This window comes from Paeniglutamicibacter sp. Y32M11 (assembly GCF_019285735.1).
GTDB lineage: Bacteria > Actinomycetota > Actinomycetes > Actinomycetales > Micrococcaceae > Paeniglutamicibacter.
On sequence record NZ_CP079107.1, the window covers coordinates 1477206 to 1497759 of the forward strand.

At 61.9% G+C, this 20554-nt stretch carries 14 protein-coding genes; 12 read left to right on the forward strand and 2 right to left on the reverse strand.

Features of this window, described 5'->3' with window-relative positions; genetic code table 11:
• Position 1 precedes the first annotated feature (1 nt).
• From KUF55_RS06455 to secA, 8 genes are all read left to right on the forward strand, one after another.
• Positions 2 to 1066, forward strand: a complete 1065-nt coding sequence (locus KUF55_RS06455; RefSeq protein WP_218818348.1) for a hypothetical protein — start codon at positions 2 to 4, stop codon at positions 1064 to 1066.
• Between the two features lie 257 nt (positions 1067 to 1323).
• Positions 1324 to 2001, forward strand: a complete 678-nt coding sequence (gene mtrA / locus KUF55_RS06460; RefSeq protein ID WP_132364771.1) for an MtrAB system response regulator MtrA — start codon at positions 1324 to 1326, stop codon at positions 1999 to 2001.
• Positions 2002 to 2021: 20 nt separating this feature from the next.
• Complete coding sequence (gene mtrB / locus KUF55_RS06465; RefSeq protein WP_132364773.1) at positions 2022 to 3851, forward strand: MtrAB system histidine kinase MtrB; 1830 nt, start codon at positions 2022 to 2024, stop codon at positions 3849 to 3851.
• Complete coding sequence (locus tag KUF55_RS06470; RefSeq protein WP_218818349.1) at positions 3844 to 5553, forward strand: LpqB family beta-propeller domain-containing protein; 1710 nt, start codon at positions 3844 to 3846, stop codon at positions 5551 to 5553. The genes mtrB and KUF55_RS06470 overlap by 8 nt, the downstream gene beginning before the upstream one ends.
• A 198-nt stretch (positions 5554 to 5751) precedes the next feature.
• Positions 5752 to 6498, forward strand: coding sequence for a ComF family protein (locus KUF55_RS06475; protein ID WP_218818350.1), 747 nt, complete (start codon positions 5752 to 5754; stop codon positions 6496 to 6498).
• 160 nt (positions 6499 to 6658) lie between these two features.
• Positions 6659 to 7369 (forward strand): ribosome hibernation-promoting factor, HPF/YfiA family, encoded by a 711-nt coding sequence (gene hpf / locus KUF55_RS06480; protein WP_132364779.1) that lies wholly within the window; start codon positions 6659 to 6661, stop codon positions 7367 to 7369.
• 23 nt (positions 7370 to 7392) lie between these two features.
• A complete protein-coding gene (locus tag KUF55_RS06485; RefSeq protein WP_218818351.1) occupies positions 7393 to 8646 on the forward strand; it encodes a winged helix-turn-helix domain-containing protein in 1254 nt (417 codons plus the stop codon).
• Positions 8647 to 8687: 41 nt separating this feature from the next.
• Complete coding sequence (gene secA, locus KUF55_RS06490) at positions 8688 to 11411, forward strand: preprotein translocase subunit SecA (protein WP_132364783.1); 2724 nt, start codon at positions 8688 to 8690, stop codon at positions 11409 to 11411.
• Here secA and KUF55_RS06495 read toward each other — a convergent pair.
• Both KUF55_RS06495 and KUF55_RS06500 read right to left on the reverse strand, forming a co-directional pair.
• Positions 11408 to 12079, reverse strand: a complete 672-nt coding sequence (locus KUF55_RS06495) for an Rv3235 family protein (protein ID WP_218818352.1) — start codon at positions 12077 to 12079, stop codon at positions 11408 to 11410. The genes secA and KUF55_RS06495 overlap by 4 nt on opposite strands.
• Before the next feature lie 58 nt (positions 12080 to 12137).
• Positions 12138 to 12893 (reverse strand): LysM peptidoglycan-binding domain-containing protein, encoded by a 756-nt coding sequence (locus KUF55_RS06500; RefSeq protein WP_218818353.1) that lies wholly within the window; start codon positions 12891 to 12893, stop codon positions 12138 to 12140.
• A 156-nt stretch (positions 12894 to 13049) separates the two neighbouring features.
• Between KUF55_RS06500 and KUF55_RS06505 the strand changes: the two genes are divergently transcribed.
• From KUF55_RS06505 to KUF55_RS06520, 4 genes are all read left to right on the forward strand, one after another.
• A complete protein-coding gene (locus KUF55_RS06505; RefSeq protein WP_218818354.1) occupies positions 13050 to 13598 on the forward strand; it encodes a hypothetical protein in 549 nt (182 codons plus the stop codon).
• Between the two features lie 130 nt (positions 13599 to 13728).
• A complete protein-coding gene (locus KUF55_RS06510; protein WP_218818355.1) occupies positions 13729 to 14385 on the forward strand; it encodes an SAF domain-containing protein in 657 nt (218 codons plus the stop codon).
• Positions 14382 to 15632 carry a chromosome partitioning protein gene (locus KUF55_RS06515; RefSeq protein ID WP_218818356.1) on the forward strand — a complete coding sequence of 417 codons (1251 nt, stop codon included), beginning with the start codon at positions 14382 to 14384 and terminating at the stop codon, positions 15630 to 15632. Before KUF55_RS06510 ends, KUF55_RS06515 begins: the two co-directional genes overlap by 4 nt.
• A 104-nt stretch (positions 15633 to 15736) precedes the next feature.
• Entirely contained in the window at positions 15737 to 20551 is a 4815-nt protein-coding gene (locus KUF55_RS06520) for an NAD-glutamate dehydrogenase (protein WP_218818357.1), read from the forward strand.
• Positions 20552 to 20554 lie beyond the last annotated feature (3 nt).

The window sequence follows — 20554 nt, forward strand, 5'->3', positions numbered from 1 at the left end:
GATGCTCCCCAGCCAACAGCACCCCAGCCCGGAACCGATGGAACGCGCCGTACAGGCCAGCGGCCATGGGCCGATGCCGGGGACCGACCCGATGGAATCGGCGCTGGTGATTCGCGGCGAGCTTGGTGCTCCCAACCTGCCGTACCTGCAGCAGCTTCCCGCGCGCGGGGTCGGATCCGACGCTATTGGTCGTGGCGCCCAGCTCCTCGAGGAGCTCAAAGTTGACTTGCAGCCGCACGGCTGGCGGCTGGCCGCTGCCCCCGGCATTGATGCCAGGCGAGCGGCCTCGGCGCTGCGCACCGACATGAACGTGCTCTCCGATGCCATCGGCGCGGAGGAAAATTCCGGCACCGAACTGAAGATTCAGTTTCCCGGCCCGGCCACGCTGGCCGCCAACCTCTATTTACATCGCGGTGAACGAGCAGTGGTGGACCATGGGGCCCGCCGCGACCTTGCCGCGTCCCTGGCCCTTGGCGCCGCACGCCACCTTTCGACGCTGGCACGGATCACCGGTGGCCAACGGATCACCGTCTACATCGATGAACCGGATGCCGGGCATGTCCTGAACGGAACATTGCCCACGGCCAGCGGATACCGCACCCTGCGTTCGGTGCCCCGGGCCGAACTGCGCGGGTGGTGGAGCGAACTGGTGGACTCCCTGCACGCCGCGGGCGCCGCCTCGGTGGTCTTCGGATTGAATGCCGAGCCGGAGACCTTCACCAAGTTGGCCACCACTGCCTTAGAGGCGGGAGCCGATGGGCTGGGTACCAATGCCGCAACACTGACCGTCCCGGGATGGGAATTATTGGCCGGTGCCGTGGAATCCGGTACGCGTTTATGGCTCGGGAGCTTAGAGCCGGGCCAGAAGGCACCGGGGGTGGTCGACGCCGTGGCGGGTCTGCGGCGGCCCTGGCGTCAGCTCGGTCTCAGTGATAAAGACCTTGGCGCGCTGGTGCTTATGCCCACCGGTGGGCTCGGTGAGCTCTCACCCGCTGGTGCTACAACGTTGTTGGGGCGGCTGGCCAGCTACGCCGAGGCACTGAACCAGGTACGCGTCGACGCTTAGTTCTTCCGGTGTGATCGGTGAGCGATTGGCCCGGCGGTGCGCGCGGTGTGTCGCATCAATCTGGTGCCGGGCGGGTGCGTGGGCGTCGCTCGGCGTCAAACTGTGTCGCCGCGGCTTCGTTGACATCGGCTCCGGAGCCAAAGCACGTGGTGAATTGCCGTTTCCGAAGCGATTTGCCCGGTGTGCTCATGTACTCTTGAGGTATCCGGGTGCCTACTATTAAGGGTCTCCCGAGCATAGCTACGAAAGGGCAGATTATGAAGGCACGCATCTTGGTTGTCGACGACGACGAGGCGCTGGCCGAAATGATCGGCATCGTGTTGCAGAATGATGGCTTTGAAGCCGTATTCTGCTACGACGGTGCCAAGGCATTAGGAGTTTTCCGCGAGGTCAAGCCCGATCTGGTGTTGCTCGATTTGATGTTGCCGGGGCTCGATGGCATTGAGGTCTGCAAGCTGATCCGCGCCGAAGATGACGTCCCGATCGTCATGCTGACCGCCAAATCTGATACCGCCGATGTGGTCCGTGGCCTGGAATCCGGCGCCGACGACTACGTCCCCAAACCCTTTAAACCGGCCGAGCTGGTGGCCCGCGTGCGTGCCCGGCTGCGCACCGGAGAACAGCATGCACCGGAGACCCTGAAAATTGGGGATTTGAGCATCGACGTCGCCGGGCACCGGGTGACTCGAGCGGATGCGCCGATCGGGTTGACCCCGCTGGAATTTGATCTGCTGGTGGCGCTGGCCCGCAAGCCGTGGCAAGTATTCACCCGCGAGCAGCTCCTCGAGCAGGTGTGGGGTTACCGCCACGCCGCCGATACTCGCCTGGTCAACGTGCATGTTCAGCGTCTACGCTCCAAGGTGGAACTGGATCCAGAAAGTCCCGAAGTTGTGCTCACCGTGCGCGGCGTCGGATATAAGGCCGGACAGGCCTGAGCCCGCACATGACGGGAAGCATGAATTCTCTCCCGCCGCACCAACCCCTGCGGGGGCCCAACACCGTGTTGCCAACGGATGTGCTGGTGCCAGCTGCGCCCAAAGTTCCCTGGTACGGCCGGGCCGTGGGGGCCGTGGTGCAGGTCAAGGCGAAGACCCGTTCGCGTTGGACCCGCTCGCTGCTCTTCCGCACCGTGATCTCTGCCGTCGTGTTGACCGCGGTGGCGTTGCTGGGTGCCGGCGCGTTCCTGTCAAACCAGATTGCTACAGGACTCTTTCAGGAACGATTTAATCAGGTCGAGTCCGAGTCGTTGCGTGGGCTGAATCAGGTCCGCTCGATCTTCGATTCGGCAGCCACCACGGATCGCAGTAGCACCCACTCACTGGTCACCAGCACGCTGAAAATCCTCGAGGGCGATACCGCCTTGGTGCCGCGTGACTTTGTTTTGGTTCCGCTGCGCGGGGCCGACAACCTCTACGTGGGTCCCACAGCCAGTGGCGATCTCACCTCCCGGATCGTCCCGGAGGCGCTGTCCACGCAGATCCAAGAGTCCAACGCCGTCTACTGGCAATCCATCGAGCTCAACGCCGGGCCCAATGCCGGACCCGGACTGATCTTCGGGACGAAGGTGACCTTGCCACCGGGCACCGAATACGGTCTCTACCTGGTTTATGACCTGACCAGCGTGCAAAAGACCCTCGACTTCATTAACCGCGCCATGAGCCTGGTCGGCGGGATTCTGCTGCTGGTGGTTGGCGGCATCACCTGGTACGTCACCCGTGCGGTGGTCCGCCCGGTGGCAGCAGCGGCGCAGGTCTCCGAGAAGCTAGCCTCCGGTGAGCTTGATGAACGCATGAAGGTCTCCGGCGAGGATGAAATCGCCAGACTTGGCCACTCGTTTAATCACATGGCGACATCACTGCAGGAACAGATCAATCAGCTGGCGTCGCTCTCGCAGATGCAGCAGCGCTTCGTTTCGGATGTCTCCCATGAACTGCGAACGCCCCTGACCACGGTGCGGATGGCAGCGGAGGTACTCTATGACGCCCGCGAAGACTTCGACCCGATCAATAAGCGCAGCTCTGAGCTGTTGTACAACCAGGTTGAACGGTTCCAGATCCTGCTCAACGACCTGCTAGAGGTATCGCGCTTTGACGCCGGCGTGGCGGTACTGGACGCTGACCCCACCGATCTGGTGTCGGTGGCCAGACGCGTGATCGACGCGGCAAATCCACATGCCGAGGCCATGGGCTCGGTGCTGCGGTTAGGCACCCCATCCGGGGGAGCCGTGGCAGAAATGGACGCCCGGCGCATCGAACGCGTGGTTCGGAACTTGGTCATGAACGCCATCGAACACGGCGAGGGTAATCCCATCGATATCACCGTCGCCGGAAATGACAACGCCGTTGCCATCTCCGTACGCGACCGTGGCATTGGCATGAGCCCGGAATCTGCGCACCGAGTCTTTGACAGGTTCTGGCGAGCAGATCCGGCCCGTGCCCGCACCACCGGTGGCTCGGGCCTCGGCCTGTCGATCGCCTTTGAAGATACCCGGCTGCACGCCGGGCGGTTGGAGGCGTGGGGTGAGCGCGGGGTGGGTTCCTGTTTCCGGCTGACTCTGCCGCGTCTGCTGGGACAGGAAATTGTGGCATCTCCGCTCCCGCTGGAGCCCATCGTGCTGGCCGATGCGATCCTAGACAGCGGAATGGTTGTCTCCTTCCCGCTGACCGGGGAAATTCCGGCCATCGGATTCAAACCTGCCGCGCCGTTGATTCCCGACGAAAATTCGGGCCATGACGAACGCACCGGTAGCGAGCACCCGCAAGGAAGGCAACACCCACATGAGTAGGAACAGGGCAGCGGGAATGCGATTATTTGCCGTGCTGGCGGCCATCCTGTTGGTGATCACCGGGTGTGCGTCCATCCCACGCAACTCACCGGTGCAGTCCATCGCCCCGGAAGGAACCTTGGACGAGAACAATGTGGTCTTTAATGGCACCGGCCCGGTCAAGGATGCAACACCGACCGAAATCGTCGAGGGTTTCATCGAGGCGGGCATCGACGCCCAGAACGACTACAAGGTAGCCCGCGAATTTCTGAACCCCAAGGCCTCGGGAATCTGGAAGGGCACGGTGCGGACCCTGGTCTATGACGCACGCCCCTCGGTGATATCCGGGGCCGAGCCGAACACCTTCACCATTCAGATGGAGGTCATCTCCGAGGTGGATGCCGCAGGCATTTTGACCGAAATGCCCCCGCACACCACTCGTGCCGTTGATGTTTCTCTGGTCCAGGTCGACGGCCAGTGGCGCATCTCGAAGCTGCCCGACGGCATCATGATGGAGAAGAACCAGTTCTCTCATGTCTTCGCCCCGCAGACCCTGTACTTCTACGATGTTGGCTACCAATATGCCGTCCCGGATGTGCGCTGGTTCCTCACCCGCACCGGAGTTGCTGCCTCCATGGTCGAGGCGCTCTTAGCCGGCCCCGCTCCATACCTTGAAAATGCCGTTGTTTCGGCCTTCCCCGAGGGCAGTGCATTGGTCCGTTCTTCGGTACCCATCGAGTCCCAAAGGGCCACCGTCGACCTGACCTCGGCAACATTTATCGATTCCACCGAGCTCTCGCGCCAGCAGATGGAGCAGCAGCTGGAGTTGACGCTGAGCGGTCTCGGTGGGGTCAGCTCGGTACTGATGAGTGATGAGCAGTCGGAGATCAAGCTCAGCGCCGCAGATCCAGCGTTTGTGGCGGCCGAGGTGAACCCAGCGGTGCCCGACACTCAGATCGGCATCAAGGACAACGCGCTGTACTTCCTCAAGGGGCAGTCACCCAGCCTGGTCGGTGGCATCAATGACATTGCCGGCTACCAGCCGCGACTGCCGGCCATGAGCCCACTGGGCAACCGCTTTGCGTTCCTCGACTCGACACGTTCCAAGCTGGTCGCCATCGATGAGGAAGGCAGTTCCTCGGTGGTCGCCACCGGCACAGACTTGGTCCGCCCCAGTATGGATGCCTTCGGGTGGACCTGGACCGTGGATAACTCGGCCAGCACCCGAATCCTTGCGGTTCCGGAGGATATCGCCGTCAACGGCAAGGTTAGACCGATCACCGCGAGCGAGTTCACCAAGGCAAAAATTTCGTCATTGAGGGTCTCCCGCGATGGCACGCGCGCTCTGATCGTTTCGATAAAAAACGGGGAATCAAGTGTGTCGATTAGCGGCATTTTGCGTGACAGCGACGGTGCGCCGCGAGGATTTGCCCCACCGAAGCAGATTTACCCCAGCGTTCCGGTGACCCAAGCGGTCTGGAACTCAGATGTCTCGATCATCGTCTCGACCACCAGCGCCACCGAGAAAGTCGAAGCACAAGAGATCAGCCTGACCGGCACCACCGTGACGTATCTGCCGCTATTGGGACTGCTGGATCTTTCGGCAGGCCCGGGGGACCGCCGTCAGGTGTATGCCGAGACCAAGGAGAAGATCCACACACGCGTGGGTAGTTCATGGCACATCATGGACGTGATGGTCAGGGACCTTTCGTACCCCGGTTAAACCCCGCCCACTTCTCCACAACTCGGCTGCCTTGGATTCGAGCCGTGGCTACCTGGCCCCAGACTGTGAATCATGAAACACAGCAGCGCGAGGCTTCGTGTGGCTCCTAGCGTCGGAGGTCCCCGGAAAGCGCGTCGTGGGGCCTCACCATGGCTCCGACACGCCGACGCCCTGTGGAACCGTGGTGTGGTTCGGCGAATGCGTGCCGCCCTACGTGGTACGGCCGCGTTGTTGCTGCCGGTCGCCTGCGTCTGCTGCGGACGGCCAGATTTCACCATCTGTGCTGCCTGCGGGACTGCTTTGCGCGCTGGGGTCCTGCACCCGCGACGGGTCGAGCAATGGGCAGAAGCGCTGCCACTAAATCCGCATCAGGAGCCCCTCCCGGTTCTGGCAGCAGGTTCCTACCAACACGAATTGGCGGCCGTCATTCTGGCCTTCAAAAACCACCAGATGCCAGGCCTCGCTCCCGTTCTAGTGCCGGCGCTGGCCAGAGCGGTGCGCGAAGGCATAACCACGCTGACCACGTTTGGGTCGCCGGTCGTATTAGTTCCGGTGCCCATTCGTCTTGCCGCCCGGTCTCGGCGCGGCTATTTTCCGGTGGGCATGTTGTTAAAAGGTCTACGGCATTCCGGCGTATTGCCTAGCGCGGTGCTGGTGGAAAATCTTCTGAGGTACCGCGGCAGCTACCAGTTCACGGGTGCGCAAAAGGGTAAGAGCCGACAAGCCAGAGTCTCGGTGCGCAACACGATGCAGGCACACGGGTCACAAAAAACGGCCCAACTGGTGGCACGCGGGGCACAAGTGCTGCTCATTGACGACGTGTTGACCACCGGGGCCACGCTCGCCGATGCGCAGCGTTCCCTAGCGGATTCCGGGCTTGTACTGTGCGGAGCCGTGGTCGTGGCAGCAACGCCCGCACCTGATGAGAAACGTGTTGTTCGCTGAGCGCGATGAAGAAATACTCCGCACATCCTTGCTTAATATTGCATCTGACATAGGGTGAAGTATGGGCACCCCGAAAGGGGAAAGGAACCCATCTTCAGCGGCCGGAAGGAGTGAATTCTTCGGTCGCTGTTGTGTCACCTGAGCAATGATGGAGGACACCATGGAGATGACGATCAACGGACGCAATGTCAGTGTTACGGATCGCTTTCGCGAATACGTAGACGAGAAGATCGATAAGGTCGATCAACTTGCCACGAAGATCCAGCGCTTGGACATTAAAGTCACCAAGGAGCAGCACGCACGAAACGCGGATTCTGCTCTGACCGTTGAGTTGACGGTGTTGGGTAGGGGTCCTGCAATCCGTGCTGAGGCAAAAGCCGCGGATAAGTTTGCGGCATTCGACACCGCCTTCGCCAAGTTGCTTGAGCGTCTGCGCAAGGCACGGGATCGCCGCAAGGTTCACCACGGCACCCGGACACCAAAGGCTGTCCACGAGGCCACCAGTGGTCTGGAACCAGCGGCCAGCTCGATCCCGCTGCACGAATCCACCCGGCTTGCTCAGCAAGAGGAAGAAGCACGGCTGGCCGAAGAAGCCGCATTAAACGGCGCCCCGCCCATCGAAATTCGCCGCAAGGTCTTCCCTGCCGAAACCATGAGTGTTGATGACGCCGTGGACCGCATGGAAATGATTGGACACCCGTTCTATCTCTTCGTTGATGCGGCCACCGGTGCCCATTCGGTCCTCTACGCTCGAAAGACCAAGGGAGACCAGCAATATTCTTATGGCACCATCACACTGGATCCGGATGCCACAGATGAGGCAACGGTCGAGACCCGTGGTTACCGCGAGGCGGCTCCGGTCAACGCTTAGCGAATAGGCACTACGGTTATTTCATGAACAGGTCGCTTAGTCTTTCTCAGGCCCGCCGTGTTGCCGTAGCTGCCCAAGGTTTGCACAAGGTTCGGCCCACCACACCAGTAACTCTTGGTGCGGTGGGCCGGACCTTTGCGCGTCTTGAGCTTATCCAGATCGACTCGGTTAACGTGCTGTCTCGCGCGCAGTACCTTCCCATCTATTCGCGTCTTGGCCCCTATCCTCTCGAACTTTTGGATCGCCTCGCGGTGCGCCATCCCCGGCAAGCCGTTGAATACTGGGCACACGAGGCGTCGTTGGTACGTAGCGAGCACTTTGGCGACCTGGTGCCCTGGCAGCGTCGAAAGTGGATCGGCAGCCTAAAAACGCTCGATGAGGACGGCAGAGTCTTGGCCGAGCAGATTCTTGACTTGTTGGATACGCGTCAAGCAATGACATCTCGGGAGATTTCCACGGAGCTCGGACACCAGCACGTGAAGGTTAACGACGCGTGGGGTTGGAATTGGTCGGTGGTTAAAAGGGCCTTGGAGGCACTTTTCGCCGAAGGACTAATTGGCACCGAGGGCAGAAATAGTGCCTTCGAGCGCCGCTACACCTCGCTGCACAAGGTGTTCCCGAAGGGTATCCCCGCAACCACCCCGGATGGGCGAGCCGGCATGGAGCGATTGCTCGTGGCTGCGGCGCGTGCTCATGGCGTGGGGAGCGCGCACTGCCTCGCCGATTATTTTCGGCTCCCGGTTCGGCAAAGCGCGGTCGTTCTGGAAGAACTTGCCGAACGCGGCACCCTTGAACGTGCCAATATCGTCGGAATCAGCGAGACGTACTACCTGCTGCCCGGTACCAAGGTTCCGCGTAAGGCTGCCGGTCGAGCTCTGCTGGGTCCCTTCGATTCCATGGTCTTTAATCGCAGACGCCTCGAGAATCTGTTTGGGTTCACCTATCGCCTAGAAATCTATACGCCGTCAGCCAAACGTGTTTATGGCTATTACGTCTTGCCTTTCCTCTTAAGGGAGCGAATGGTGGCCCGGGTTGATCTGAAAGCCGATCGAAGTTCGGGTCGGCTATTGGTCCGCGGTTCCTTCGCAGAACCGGGGGCGCCGGGGGACACAGCGGTTGAACTGGCCGCCGAATTGCTGTTGATGGCGAAGTGGCTCGGCCTCAACGAGGTGGTCGTTTCGCAACATGGGAATCTGGCCGCGGCCTTGGAGTTTTCCTTGAGCTCACCCGAAACCGGTCAAAAGCCACAAGTGAAAGCAATCTCTCACGTAGACTGAACACGCCAGAATTCCTGTGCTTGAGATTTGGGAGCTGCCTCGTGGCATCACTGCTTGAACGTATCCTGCGTACCGGCGATAAGAAAACGCTGAAGACCTTGAGGGGATACGCAGACGCCATCAACGTGCTTGATAGCGAATTCCGTGCCTTGTCCGATGCAGAGCTGCGTGGTGAAACCGACAAGTTTAGGGCGCGTATCGCCGACGGCGAGTCCCTTGATCACCTGCTTCCCGAAGCTTTCGCCGCTGTCCGTGAGGCCTCCGACCGCACTCTGGGCATGCGCCACTTCGACGTGCAGCTCATGGGTGGCGCCGCACTGCACCTAGGCAATATCGCCGAAATGAAAACCGGTGAGGGTAAAACTCTGGTCGCCACGGCGCCCGCCTATCTCAATGCGCTCAGCGGCAAGGGCGTACACGTGGTGACGGTTAACGACTTCTTGGCCGAATACCAGTCTGATCTGATGGGCCGGGTCTACCGTTTCTTGGGTCTGACCAACGGTTGCATCTTATCCAACCAAGATCCTGAACTGCGCCGCAAGCAGTACGAAACCGACATTACCTACGGAACGAACAATGAGTTCGGGTTCGATTACCTGCGGGACAACATGGCTTGGAGCTCCGATGAGCTCGTCCAGCGCGCCCATAACTTTGCGATCGTCGATGAAGTTGACTCGATCCTCATCGATGAGGCCCGTACCCCGCTGATCATTTCCGGTCAGGCCACCGGCGACGTTAACCGCTGGTACAACGAATTCGCCAAACTTGTGAACCGTCTGAGCCTGGAAACCGACTACGAAATCGATGAGAAGAAGCGCACCGTCGGCGTCCTAGAACCCGGCATCGAAAAGGTTGAAGACTACCTCGGGATTCACAACCTCTACGAGGCTTCAAACACCCCGCTCATCGGGTTCTTGAATAATGCCATCAAGGCCAAGGAACTATTCAAGAACGACAAGGACTACGTCGTGATCAACGGCGAGGTCATGATCGTTGATGAGCACACCGGCCGTTCATTGGCTGGCCGTCGCTACTCCGAGGGCATGCACCAGGCCATCGAGGCCAAGGAAGGGGTGGAAATCAAGGCCGAAAACCAGACCATGGCGACGGTGACCTTGCAAAACTACTTCCGCCTCTACAAGAAGCTCTCGGGCATGACCGGTACGGCGCAGACCGAGGCCGCCGAATTTATGGGCACCTACAAGCTCGGCGTGGTGGAGATCCCGACCAACAAGTCGCTGCTGCGCAAGGACCAGGCCGACTTGATCTACAAGAACGAGATTGCCAAGTTCGACGCAGTGGTCCAGGACATCGCCGAACGCCACGCCACCGGCCAGCCGGTGCTCGTGGGTACCACCAGCGTCGAAAAGAGCGAATATCTGGCCCGCCTGCTGGCCAAGCAGGGCATCCGCCACGAAGTCCTTAACGCCAAGCAGCACGCCCGAGAAGCGGCGATTGTCGCCCAGGCGGGTAAGAAGGGCGCGGTGACCGTGGCGACCAACATGGCCGGCCGTGGTACAGATATTATGCTCGGCGGCAATGCCGAGTTCCACGCGGTGACCGAGATGGAGCGCCGCGGCCTGGATCCGGAAGCTAACTCGGAGGAATACGAGCGCGTTTGGGACGGCGTCTTTGACGCGGCCAAGAAGCAAGTTCAGGCCGAGGCTCAGGAGGTTGCCGACGCCGGCGGCCTGTACGTGCTGGGCACCGAACGGCACGAGTCCCGCCGCATCGATAACCAGTTGCGTGGACGTTCCGGCCGTCAGGGTGACCCGGGCGAGTCGCGTTTCTACCTCTCGATGACCGATGAACTCATGCGCCGCTTTAATGCCGGTGCAGCCCAGCGCATCATGAACAACCCCTCGATGCCCGACGATGTGGCCCTGGAATCCAAGATCGTCTCCAAGGCCATCGAAACCGCTCAGGCTCAGGTGGAAGGGACCAACGCCGAACAGCGTAAGAACGTGCTGAAGTATGACGATGTTATGAATCGTCAGCGCGAGGCCATCTATGGGGACCGCCGCCGGATTCTTGAGGGTGGAGACCTACAGGAAAAGGTTGGTCACTTCCTCGAAGACGTTGTTAAGGCCATGGTCGCGGAGGCAACGATTGAGGGTCATGCCGAGGGATGGGACCTGAAACAACTCTGGTTGAACCTCAAGCAGCTCTACCCGATTTCGATCACCATCGACGAGGTGAGCGAAGAAGCCGGCCACCGTGACGCTATCACCGCCGACCTGCTTGAGCGTGAAATCCTTTCCGATGCACGCCTGCAATACGAAGCGCGCACGGAGGCTGTCGGCGAAAAGAATATGCGTGAACTCGAACGTCGTGTGGTGCTTTCGGTGATTGGCCGTAAATGGCAGGAACACCTCTATGAGATGGACTACCTCAAGGAAGGTATCGGCCTGCGTGCCATGGCCCAGCGTGACCCGCTGGTCGAGTACCAGCGTGAGGGCTTCGTGATGTTCCAGACCATGATGGAATCGATTCGCGAAGAAAGCATTGGAATGCTCTTCAACATTGAGGTCGAAACTCGTCAGGAGCCGCAAATCTCGCTACCGGGTGTCACGGATGCCCGTTCGATGACCTCCGAGCCGGTGCTCAATACTCCGGGGCTGGCAGCCCCGGCTAAACCATCAACATTGCGCTACACCGCACCGGAAGAAACCGGCGAGGCGGTAACGCACACCGAGCGCACCGCTGGTGCCCCGGAAGCCGCAGATAAGAAGGCCAACAAAAAGAAGAAGGGCAAGCGCAGCTAGCCAATCTCCAAGGCAGTAATCTGCCAGCGTCCGTGCCACCGCTCTACTCGTAGAGCGGTGGCACGGACTTTTTGCATGTCGCGCAGGATCACCGCTGCCTCAAAGACCATCGGCAGCACCTGGGTGACTCGCATGCACATCACCCGTGGGTTGGAGTAGCAGCGCGTGGTGGGATCAGGACGCATGGGATCACTCAGGAGCATATGGGCCTCCAATTTTCCGAGGCAATCCGGACTCAGCGCCCGATTCAGCTGACGGACCGGACGGGCACCGGCCAGGACCTCAAGAACCGCCGGTGCCGCGGCATGAACAACCGCGGCTACCGATTCCCGTGGAGCCAGCGGGCTGATCTCTGGCGGGAAGAGCTTCTCAAATACCTGTTGCGCGGCCATGCTGGGGGAGTTCTCCGGTGGGTCTTCCTCAAGGCCGCGCCGTGCCTCAGGAACGTCCCGCAGCGCAGATCCGGGAAGTGAGCGGAGGGCAGGAGGCGCCGTGGCATCGAGCAGGCAGCGACGTCTGCGGGCAACGGCGGGAGCTCGAAATGCTTCGGGAAAACGTCTGGCCGTGGTTCGAGGTGCCCGCAGGTCGGCGCCGGGAAGCGGGTTATTTCTGAATACGTGGATCGGCTCGGTGGTTTGAATGGATGGTTGAACTGCAATGGCGGACATCGGTAGCTCCTGATGGACGAATGATACTTTCTCGACGAGCGGTGTTGCACAGCGGAGCTTATGAGCGCTGCGCATTCTGGTGAGGTGCCCGCAAGATGGTTCCGACGGCAAGGCGGTTGGGGTTCGAACCGATCAGCTGGCGGTTCGCCTCGTACCAGCGAGGCCAGGCCTCGGCGATGTCCCTAACGGAGGCATCGTCGGGGAGGTTGCGCGCGGCGATGGCCCATAGGCTGTCGCCCGGACGGACCACCACCTCGATGGCGGTGCGTGTGGATTCGCCACCGAGCAGGCGCTGCAACGGCAACGGAACGCGATGCGGGATCCAGCCGGGGCTCAGAAGCTCATTGCCATTCTGGCTGGACTCGGCAGCGCCCGGATCAGTTGATGTGAATGCGGTGTCGGCCAGGGGAGATGTTGGTGGTGATATCTCGCTGACGGGCTGGTAGTCGGCCGCGACGGTCACCGCGGGGCCAGCCACGGCCGGGGGAGCGGCGAGAGCGATCGTTGTCAACGCCAATGAACCACTTAACCCCGCCAATGTCAGACGGGCCACAAAACCCGGTACCAGCGCAGCCAGGGCCGCAGATTCCCGGCGCCGCCCAAGCGCTAATGCTAGGCGGGCGCCCAGTGCGCACGCGAAAGCGGCGACCAACCACAGCAAGACCATGGCGCCAAGCAGACCGAGGGCCACGCCCGTGAGGCGTTCAAGGGATGAAAGGTCCAACGGTGCCTCGGCGAGTGAATGTGCGCCCACGGCTGCCCAGAGCACCCTGCTGGCGCACAGCATGCCCAGGGAGAGGAGTGTGAGTGCCATGAGTGTCAGGGCGTCCCTACCGCTTCGGGTGCGCATCGCGACCTCTTTAGATGTTGTTTGATGTTATTTGATGGCGTTTGTAAATGTATGATGTCACTTCATCTCCGAAGTTGCTAGGGGTAGGCGCGAACGTTTTTTTGGATCTATGGTGTGCACATGAGATGGGAATCGCTCTTCGCCGACCTAGAAGCGCAATTCGCGGCCGCGGCCGCGCGCGACCAGGTTAGTGAGGTCCGGGAGATCGTGCGGATCGAACGCGCCCGCCAGACACTCGTGCAGCGCCTGGCCGGTGCCGTGGGTGGTGACGTTGATCTGCAACTACTCGGTGGGGAACGATTGGGCGGGCGGCTAGCGGGCATCGGGAAGGACTGGCTGATGCTCAACCGCGCGGGCACCGAGGAGCTCGTCCCGATCAACGCGGTGAGCTGGTGGATGGCCCGGGAGCGGACCCGGACGTTGGCGGAGCCAACGGAGAGTCGCGTGAAGTTTTCCCAAGCACTACGCGTGCTGGTGCGCGACCGGGCGCGCGTCTCGGTTGGTGGCATCGACGGAAGCTTGCTGGCCAGCGGAACCCTCGACCAGGTCGGTCAGGACTTCGTGGAGGTGGCCTTGCACCCGAACGACGAATTCCGCCGAACTCCGGCGGTCAACGGGCGGGTGAGTATTCCCTTTCACGCCATCGCCCGGGTGCGCAGCGGGTCATGAGGTACCCGCGGCACCAAATACAACAGCGTTGATATCCACAACCGCACATCGGCCCCTTCTCAGGGCCCTGAGCGCGGCGTAGGGTGACCCACAAGGGGCACCGGTGGGCATCGACCGAGGGGGACTTGGCATGGGGAAGGCGAAGGACGCTGGCACGCCGATGGCCCAAAGGTTGGGTAAACCCAGCTGGAAGGATCCGCGACTCCTGCTGGGCATTCTGATCGTGTTGGCATCCTGCGTCGGGGTCATTACGCTGATCAGCTCCATGGACCGCACCACCCCCATGTATGCGGCCAAGGCCGATATTTCCCTCGGCGAGGAAATTACCGCCGAGAAGCTCTTGGTGGTGAACGTGAAGCTTGACTCTCTGGAGGAACGCTACGTGCCGGCGGACCCCGCGCTGCTGAAAGGTACACGTGCCAATAGCTTGGTCAGATCGGGACAGCTGGTGCCGCGCAGCGCACTTGGTCTCTCGGATGGATCCAACCGGCGTCCGGTGTCCATCAACCTGCCAGATACCCTGCCAGCGGCCATCACCTCCGGCGCCCACGTAGATGTTTGGGTATCACTGAAGGACCGGACCGCCAACGCCTTCGCCCCACCTTCGCTGCTATTACCCTCCGCCGAGGTCACGGCCCGTACCGAGCGTGCCACAGGATTCGGCGGCACCGATGGCACCCTGGTGGAGATCTTGGTGGTTGATGAATCGCTGGCCGATCTCTTGGAGGCGATGGCCAACGAGGCTCGCATCACCGTGGTCTTTAACCCGCAGGCCAGTGCCTCGTGAGTATTTCGGTGGTGGTCCATGGCGACGACGGTGCGGTCATTGAGCGATTAGAACGTCACCGCGGCGCGCTCACGGTCGCCCGCAGTTGCACCGAAATGTCTGAAACTATCGCTCTGTGTGAAACCGGGCTCGCCGATGCCGTGATTCTGGCCGGGGACCCCGCCCTGGTGGAGACGGCGGACATCGATGCCATGGCCGAGCGCGGGGTTCCGGTGGTGGTCTTGTGCGACGACGGCGCCCAGGGTGCACGGCTCGGCGCGGCCGGGGCCTACGTGGCAGCCGTCTCGATTAGCGCCGAAGACTTAGGCATTTTGGTCGCTCGGGCCAGGGCGGAACTGGGGCACCGCGAACCCGGAGAAAATCCGGCCGCGGAACGAAAACCGGCGGCGCCGGCGTCTGCAAACAAGGCCCGCGTGGTGGTGTTTTGGGGACCCGTCGGATCACCCGGACGGTCGTTGCTGGCGCTGAATTATGCGGTGGAGCGAGCCCTGGGTGGTCATGACGTGGTGTTGCTGGATGCCGACACCTACGGAGCCTCCCAGGCCGTGCAGTTGGGCCTGCTCGATGAGGCGGCCGGCATCGCGCAGATGTGCCGGATCGTCGACGCCGGGCGATTTGATGCGCGAACCTTGGAACGCATCTGCGCGCCCGTGGTGATAGCCGGCGCTCGCATGCGGGTGGCCACCGGGTTGCCGCGCGCCAGCCGGTGGCCGGAGCTGCGTCCCACGGCATTACGCCGCGCGGTGCTGGCATTGCAGGAGATCTGTGACGACATCGTGATCGATGTGGCTGCTCCCGTGGAACTTGATGAGGAATTGACCTTTGATACCGCGGCCCCGCAACGTAATGGTGTCACGACCGCCATGCTGCGAATGGCCGATGAGATTTATGCCGTGGGTACGGCCAGCAGTATCGGGGTACCGCGGTTGGTGCGGGCCCTAGAAGAAATGCATGAGGTGCTCGGCGATGTGGATACCAAGGTCTTGTTTAATCGAGTCTCGGCCGCCAACGTGGGGGCCTCGCCGCGCACGGCGCTGGCCGAGACCTGGGCGCGGTTTGGGCCGAAAGTTCCCATTGCCGGATACCTGCCACAGGATGCGCCGGCGGTCGATGCGGCGTTGTTGGCGGGCAGCGCGCTAGCAGAAATAGCTCCGAATTCGCAGTTGCGGTTGGCCATCTCTGCCCTTGCGGGGCAGCATCCGCGGTCGAAAATGCCGATCTTGCGCAGATTCTCGCGTTCGATGTGACGTCCGTAACGGGGCGGGATAGTGTTGTAATACAAGCAGTGCGCAATGACGCGCAAAGCACTTCAATCCACGGAGGCGTTCTTTTGAACTCGTCGGAGTCCAGCATGTCCGAAACATTCATCGCTGAGACACTCACGCCCACATTGGTCGGCACATACTATGCGCAATTGGCACCGGAAGATGCTGCGTCCTACACGCCAGCGCAATTGCATGCTCGGGTGGCGGCACACCTCACCGCCGGCTGGCAACGGCAGGCGAAAACCGCCCGTGTCGCGGTGTCCCGGCACAATGGAGTCAGCCTCGTTTACGTGGTCACAGACGACATGCCGTTTTTGGTGGACTCTGTCACCGCCGAGATCGTGCGCCAGAAGCAGGCCATCAACGTGGTGGTGCACCCCACCTTCCTCGTGGGCAGGGACAGCGTTGATGGACACATCACCTCCTTTGACTCCGTGACTGCCAACGAACACATCGCCAGCGGTGATACCGCCGCGCTTCCGGATATCTCCGCGTTGGTGGCCCGCAGCCGTGACACGGCCATCGAATCCTGGATTTCGGTGGAGCTGGGCGGAGAACCCAGCGACGAGGCACTGGCGGCACTCGTCGCGGGCCTGGAACGGATCCTGCGTGATGTGCGTGCGGCGGTTGATGACTGGCCAGCGATGCGCAACAAGGCCCACGAGATTGCCGATTCGCTGAGCACCGTCACCGGTGCCGGTGAGATCCCGGACCTCGACGGTGCCGTGGACTTGCTGCACTGGTTGGACAACGGGAACTTCACCTTCCTGGGGTACCGCGAATACGACTTGATCACCGAAAACCACGAAGATGTGCTGCGCTTGCAGGTTGAATCGGGTCTGGGGCTCATGCGCAATACCGAATCGGCCAGCGGGCTTCAGCACCTGACCAAGCGCGGCCGGGCCATGGCCCGTGACAAGCGCGCCCTGGTAATCACCAAGGCCAACTCCCGATCGACGGTGCACCGTGGGGTCTACCTGGACTACGTGGGTGTAAAGCGTTTTGACGCTGCGGGCAACGTCAACGGTGAACGCCGTTTCATCGGGCTCTTCGCCTCGAGTGTTTACACCTCCTCGGTGCGCAGCGTCCCGGTGGTCAAAGACAAGGTCGCCGCGGTGCTCGAGCGTGCCGGATTCGCCCCGGACTCGCACTCCGGCAAGGACATCGTCACCATTCTGGAGACCTACCCGCGAGATGAGCTCTTCCAAATCTCCGTGGAGGATTTGACCAGCACGGTGCTGGGCATCTTGCGCCTGCAGGAACGCCGCCGCACCTCCCTCTTCCTGCGACCCGACGTCTACGGGCGCTTTATGTCGGCAATCGTCTACCTGCCGCGTGACCGTTTCACCACCGGGGTACGTCTGCGCATCGAGAAGGAACTTTCGGCCGCCTTCAACGCGGAGTCGATGGACTTCGAAACACGCATGAGCGAATCCTCCCTGGTCCGTTTGTTCTACCGAATCCGCCTCCAGCGCCACGGACTGACCCCCGTGGTGGATCGCGCGGCCCTCGAAACGCGCTTGGTCGCAGCGGTGCGTTCCTGGTCCGAGGGCATCGGCATGGCCGCCAATGAACGCTATGGAGCGTTGAAGGGCGCCGAAGTGGCCTCCGGCTGGGCCGAGGCCTTCCCCGCCGCCTACCGCGTTGACTTTGAGGTGGAAGACGCGCTGGCCGACATCGAACGCTTTGGCCAGTACGAGGAGCCCGACCAGCAGGGCCCGGTGGTGCAGTTTGCCGTCCCCGACGAGGATATCGATTCCGAGGTTAACGCCCGGATGAAGCTCTACCTCACGGCACCGCTCTCCCTGTCCAAGATCCTTCCGGTACTCCAGCACCTGGGCCTGGAAGTGGTGGAGGAACGACCCTTCGCCATCACCCCGGCCGACGCCGAACCGCGCTACCTCTACGACCTGGGACTGAAATTCCCGGCGGGTATCGACCCGCTGCAGGCAGCCCCACTGCTCGGCGAGGCCTATTCCGCGGTGGTCAGAGGCAAGGCCGAGTCGGACACCATGAACCGGTTGGTGCTCCTGGAGGCCGTTTCCTGGCAGCAGGTAGCGCTGCTGCGGGCCTACTCCCGGTACCTGCATCAGCTGGGGGTATCAAACTCCTACACGTTCATCTCCGACACCCTGGTGGCCAACCCGGATGTCACCCGCGGCATCATTGCCCTCTTCGAGGGAACCTTTGACCCGGCGCTGAGCGCCGAGCAGTCGGCCGCAGCCATCGCGAAGGCCCAGACAATTCTCGAGGAATCCTTGGAAAAGGTCCCGACGTTGGATGCGGATAAGTTGCTGCGCCGCTTTGTGAACCTCATCGAGTCCACCCTGCGCACCAACTACTTCACCGATCCCGCGGCGCTGGCCTTCAAGCTGTCCCCGCGCACCATCGATGATGCCCCGTTCCCGCGGCCCAAGTACGAAATCTGGGTCTGCTCCCCGCGCCTCGAGGGGGTGCACCTGCGCTTCGGCGAGGTGGCCCGCGGTGGTCTGCGGTGGAGTGATCGTCGTGAAGACTTCCGCACCGAGGTTTTGGGCCTGGTCAAGGCGCAGATGGTGAAGAACGCTGTCATCGTTCCCACCGGCGCCAAGGGTGGCTTCTTCGCCAAACAGCTGCCCAATCCCGGTGAAGACCGTGTGGCCTGGATGGAAGAGGGCAAGGCCGCGTACCGAATCTTCATTCGTTCGCTGCTGGAGATCACCGACAATTTGGTCGCCGATGACAACGGCGAACGCGTGGTGCCACCGGCCAACGTGGTGCGCCTGGACGGGGACGACACCTACCTGGTGGTGGCCGCCGATAAGGGGACGGCGTCCTTCTCCGACATCGCCAACGAGATCTCCGCCGACCGTGGCCACTGGCTCGGTGACGCCTTCGCCTCCGGCGGCTCGGTGGGCTATGACCACAAGGCCATGGGCATCACCGCCCGCGGCGCCTGGGAATCGGTGAAGCGCCACTTCACCGAATTCGGTGTTGACACCCAGACCCAGCCGTTCAGCGCCGTGGCGGTGGGCGACATGTCCGGGGACGTGTTTGGTAACGGCATGCAACGTACGCGCACCATCGGACTGCTCGCGGCCTTTGATCACCGCGATATCTTCCTGGATCCCACCCCGGATTCTTCCGCGGCATTTGACGAACGCCAGCGCCTCTTTGAGCTGCCACGTTCCTCTTGGGCCGACTACAACAGGGAATTGATCTCCGCCGGTGGTGGGGTCTTCTCCCGCTCGCTGAAGTCCATCCCGATTTCCCCCGAGGTCCGCAACGTGTTGGGATTGGGCAGCACCGTGAGCACCATGGCCCCGAATGAGCTGTTGCGCGCCATCCTCGGTGCGCCGGTTGATCTGCTCTACAACGGTGGCATCGGCACCTATGTGAAGGCCAGCGACGAGTCCCACGCCGAGGTGGGGGACCGCGCGAACGATGCCATCCGGGTGGATGGTCATCAGGTGCGGGCCCGCGTGATTGGCGAGGGCGGAAACCTGGGCATGACCCAGCGTGGGCGCATCGAAGCGGCGCTGCATGGAGTCATCCTGAACACCGACGCCATCGATAACTCCGCAGGTGTTGACTGCTCGGACCACGAGGTGAACATCAAGATCTTCGTGGACCGCATGGTCGTTGCCGGCAAGCTGGCGGCGGGGGAGCGCGCCGACTTCCTGCACTCGATGACCGATGAGGTCGCCCGACTGGTCCTGAAAACCAACTATGACCAGAACGTCCTGTTGGTCACCGACAAGCAGGAACTCGCCGCCATGTCACCGGCCTACGAACGGCTGATGGACTGGCTCGAGGAGCACGCGGAGTTGGATCGTGCCCTGGAGTTCTTGCCTTCCACCGAGGTGCTCGAGGAGCGGCTGGGTAACGGCGGCTCGCTGACCACCCCGGAGCTGTCGGTGCTGGTCGCCTACGCGAAGATCCAGCTGGCTGGCGCCTTGGCGCTCTCGGATCTGCCCGATGACCCGTATTTTGCGCAGACGCTGCGCAATTACTTCCCCACACAGTTGGCCGAGCGTTTTGGCGCGGAACTCGATTCCCATCCCTTGCGTCGTGAAATCATCGCCACGGTGGTGGCCAACGACATGGTGAACATCGGCGGCACCACCTTCGCCTTCCGCGTGATGGAGGAGACCGGGGCCTCGGAGTCCCAGGTGGCCAAGGCCTTTGTGGCGCTGCGCGAGATTTACAAGTTTGATGAGCAGATCGATGCGATCAATGCGCTTCCGGCCGCCTTCGACTCGGCGCACTGGTGCCGTCTGCACCTGGATCTGCGTCGTTTGTTGGATCGAGCCACCCGCTGGTACGTCCACCACGTGGATCGCGAACGCGGCGTCCAGGGGGCCATCGACGCACTGGCCCCCACCGTGCAGTCACTGCGCCCGGGGATCGGGGAGCTGCTGCGTGGCACCGACGCCGAACGTGTGGCCGCGCTGGCCGCCGAGGGCAGGAGCTGGGGTCTGGGCGAAGCGCTGGCCGGGCGCTGGTCCGAGCAATTCGAATCATTTGTGCTGCTGGACATCGCCGAGCTGGCCACCCGCACCGGGACCGAGCCCAGCGAACTGGCCAAGGTCTACTACGTGCTCTATGACCGCTTCGGCATCGACTCGCTGCTCGAACGGATCACCGCGCTGCCACGTGATGATCGGTGGAAGGCACTGGCTCGCGCGGCCCTACGTGATGACCTGTACTCGACGGTCATCGACTTCACCCGGGACGTGGTGAGTGCAACGGATTCGAGCGAAGTTGATGCGGCGGCGCGTGTGAATGCGTGGATGGAAGCGAACGCGGCTAATCTTGATCGTGCACAGAACATGTTCGCGGAAGTGAACCGACTGGAACGCGATGATATGGCGTCACTGTCGGTAGCCCTGCGGCTGTTGCGTTCCATCGTACGGAGGTAAACC

Coding starts and splice junctions, on each gene's coding strand:
- KUF55_RS06455 (WP_218818348.1), top strand. CDS start 2: ATGCTCCCCAGCCAACAGCACCCCAGCCCGGAACCGATGGAACGCGCC.
- mtrA (WP_132364771.1), top strand. CDS start 1,324: ATGAAGGCACGCATCTTGGTTGTCGACGACGACGAGGCGCTGGCCGAA.
- mtrB (WP_132364773.1), top strand. CDS start 2,022: ATGAATTCTCTCCCGCCGCACCAACCCCTGCGGGGGCCCAACACCGTG.
- KUF55_RS06470 (WP_218818349.1), top strand. CDS start 3,844: ATGAGTAGGAACAGGGCAGCGGGAATGCGATTATTTGCCGTGCTGGCG.
- KUF55_RS06475 (WP_218818350.1), top strand. CDS start 5,752: ATGCGTGCCGCCCTACGTGGTACGGCCGCGTTGTTGCTGCCGGTCGCC.
- hpf (WP_132364779.1), top strand. CDS start 6,659: ATGGAGATGACGATCAACGGACGCAATGTCAGTGTTACGGATCGCTTT.
- KUF55_RS06485 (WP_218818351.1), top strand. CDS start 7,393: ATGAACAGGTCGCTTAGTCTTTCTCAGGCCCGCCGTGTTGCCGTAGCT.
- KUF55_RS06495 (WP_218818352.1), bottom strand. CDS start 12,079: ATGTCCGCCATTGCAGTTCAACCATCCATTCAAACCACCGAGCCGATC.
- KUF55_RS06500 (WP_218818353.1), bottom strand. CDS start 12,893: ATGGCACTCACACTCCTCTCCCTGGGCATGCTGTGCGCCAGCAGGGTG.
- KUF55_RS06505 (WP_218818354.1), top strand. CDS start 13,050: ATGAGATGGGAATCGCTCTTCGCCGACCTAGAAGCGCAATTCGCGGCC.
- KUF55_RS06510 (WP_218818355.1), top strand. CDS start 13,729: ATGGGGAAGGCGAAGGACGCTGGCACGCCGATGGCCCAAAGGTTGGGT.
- KUF55_RS06520 (WP_218818357.1), top strand. CDS start 15,737: ATGTCCGAAACATTCATCGCTGAGACACTCACGCCCACATTGGTCGGC.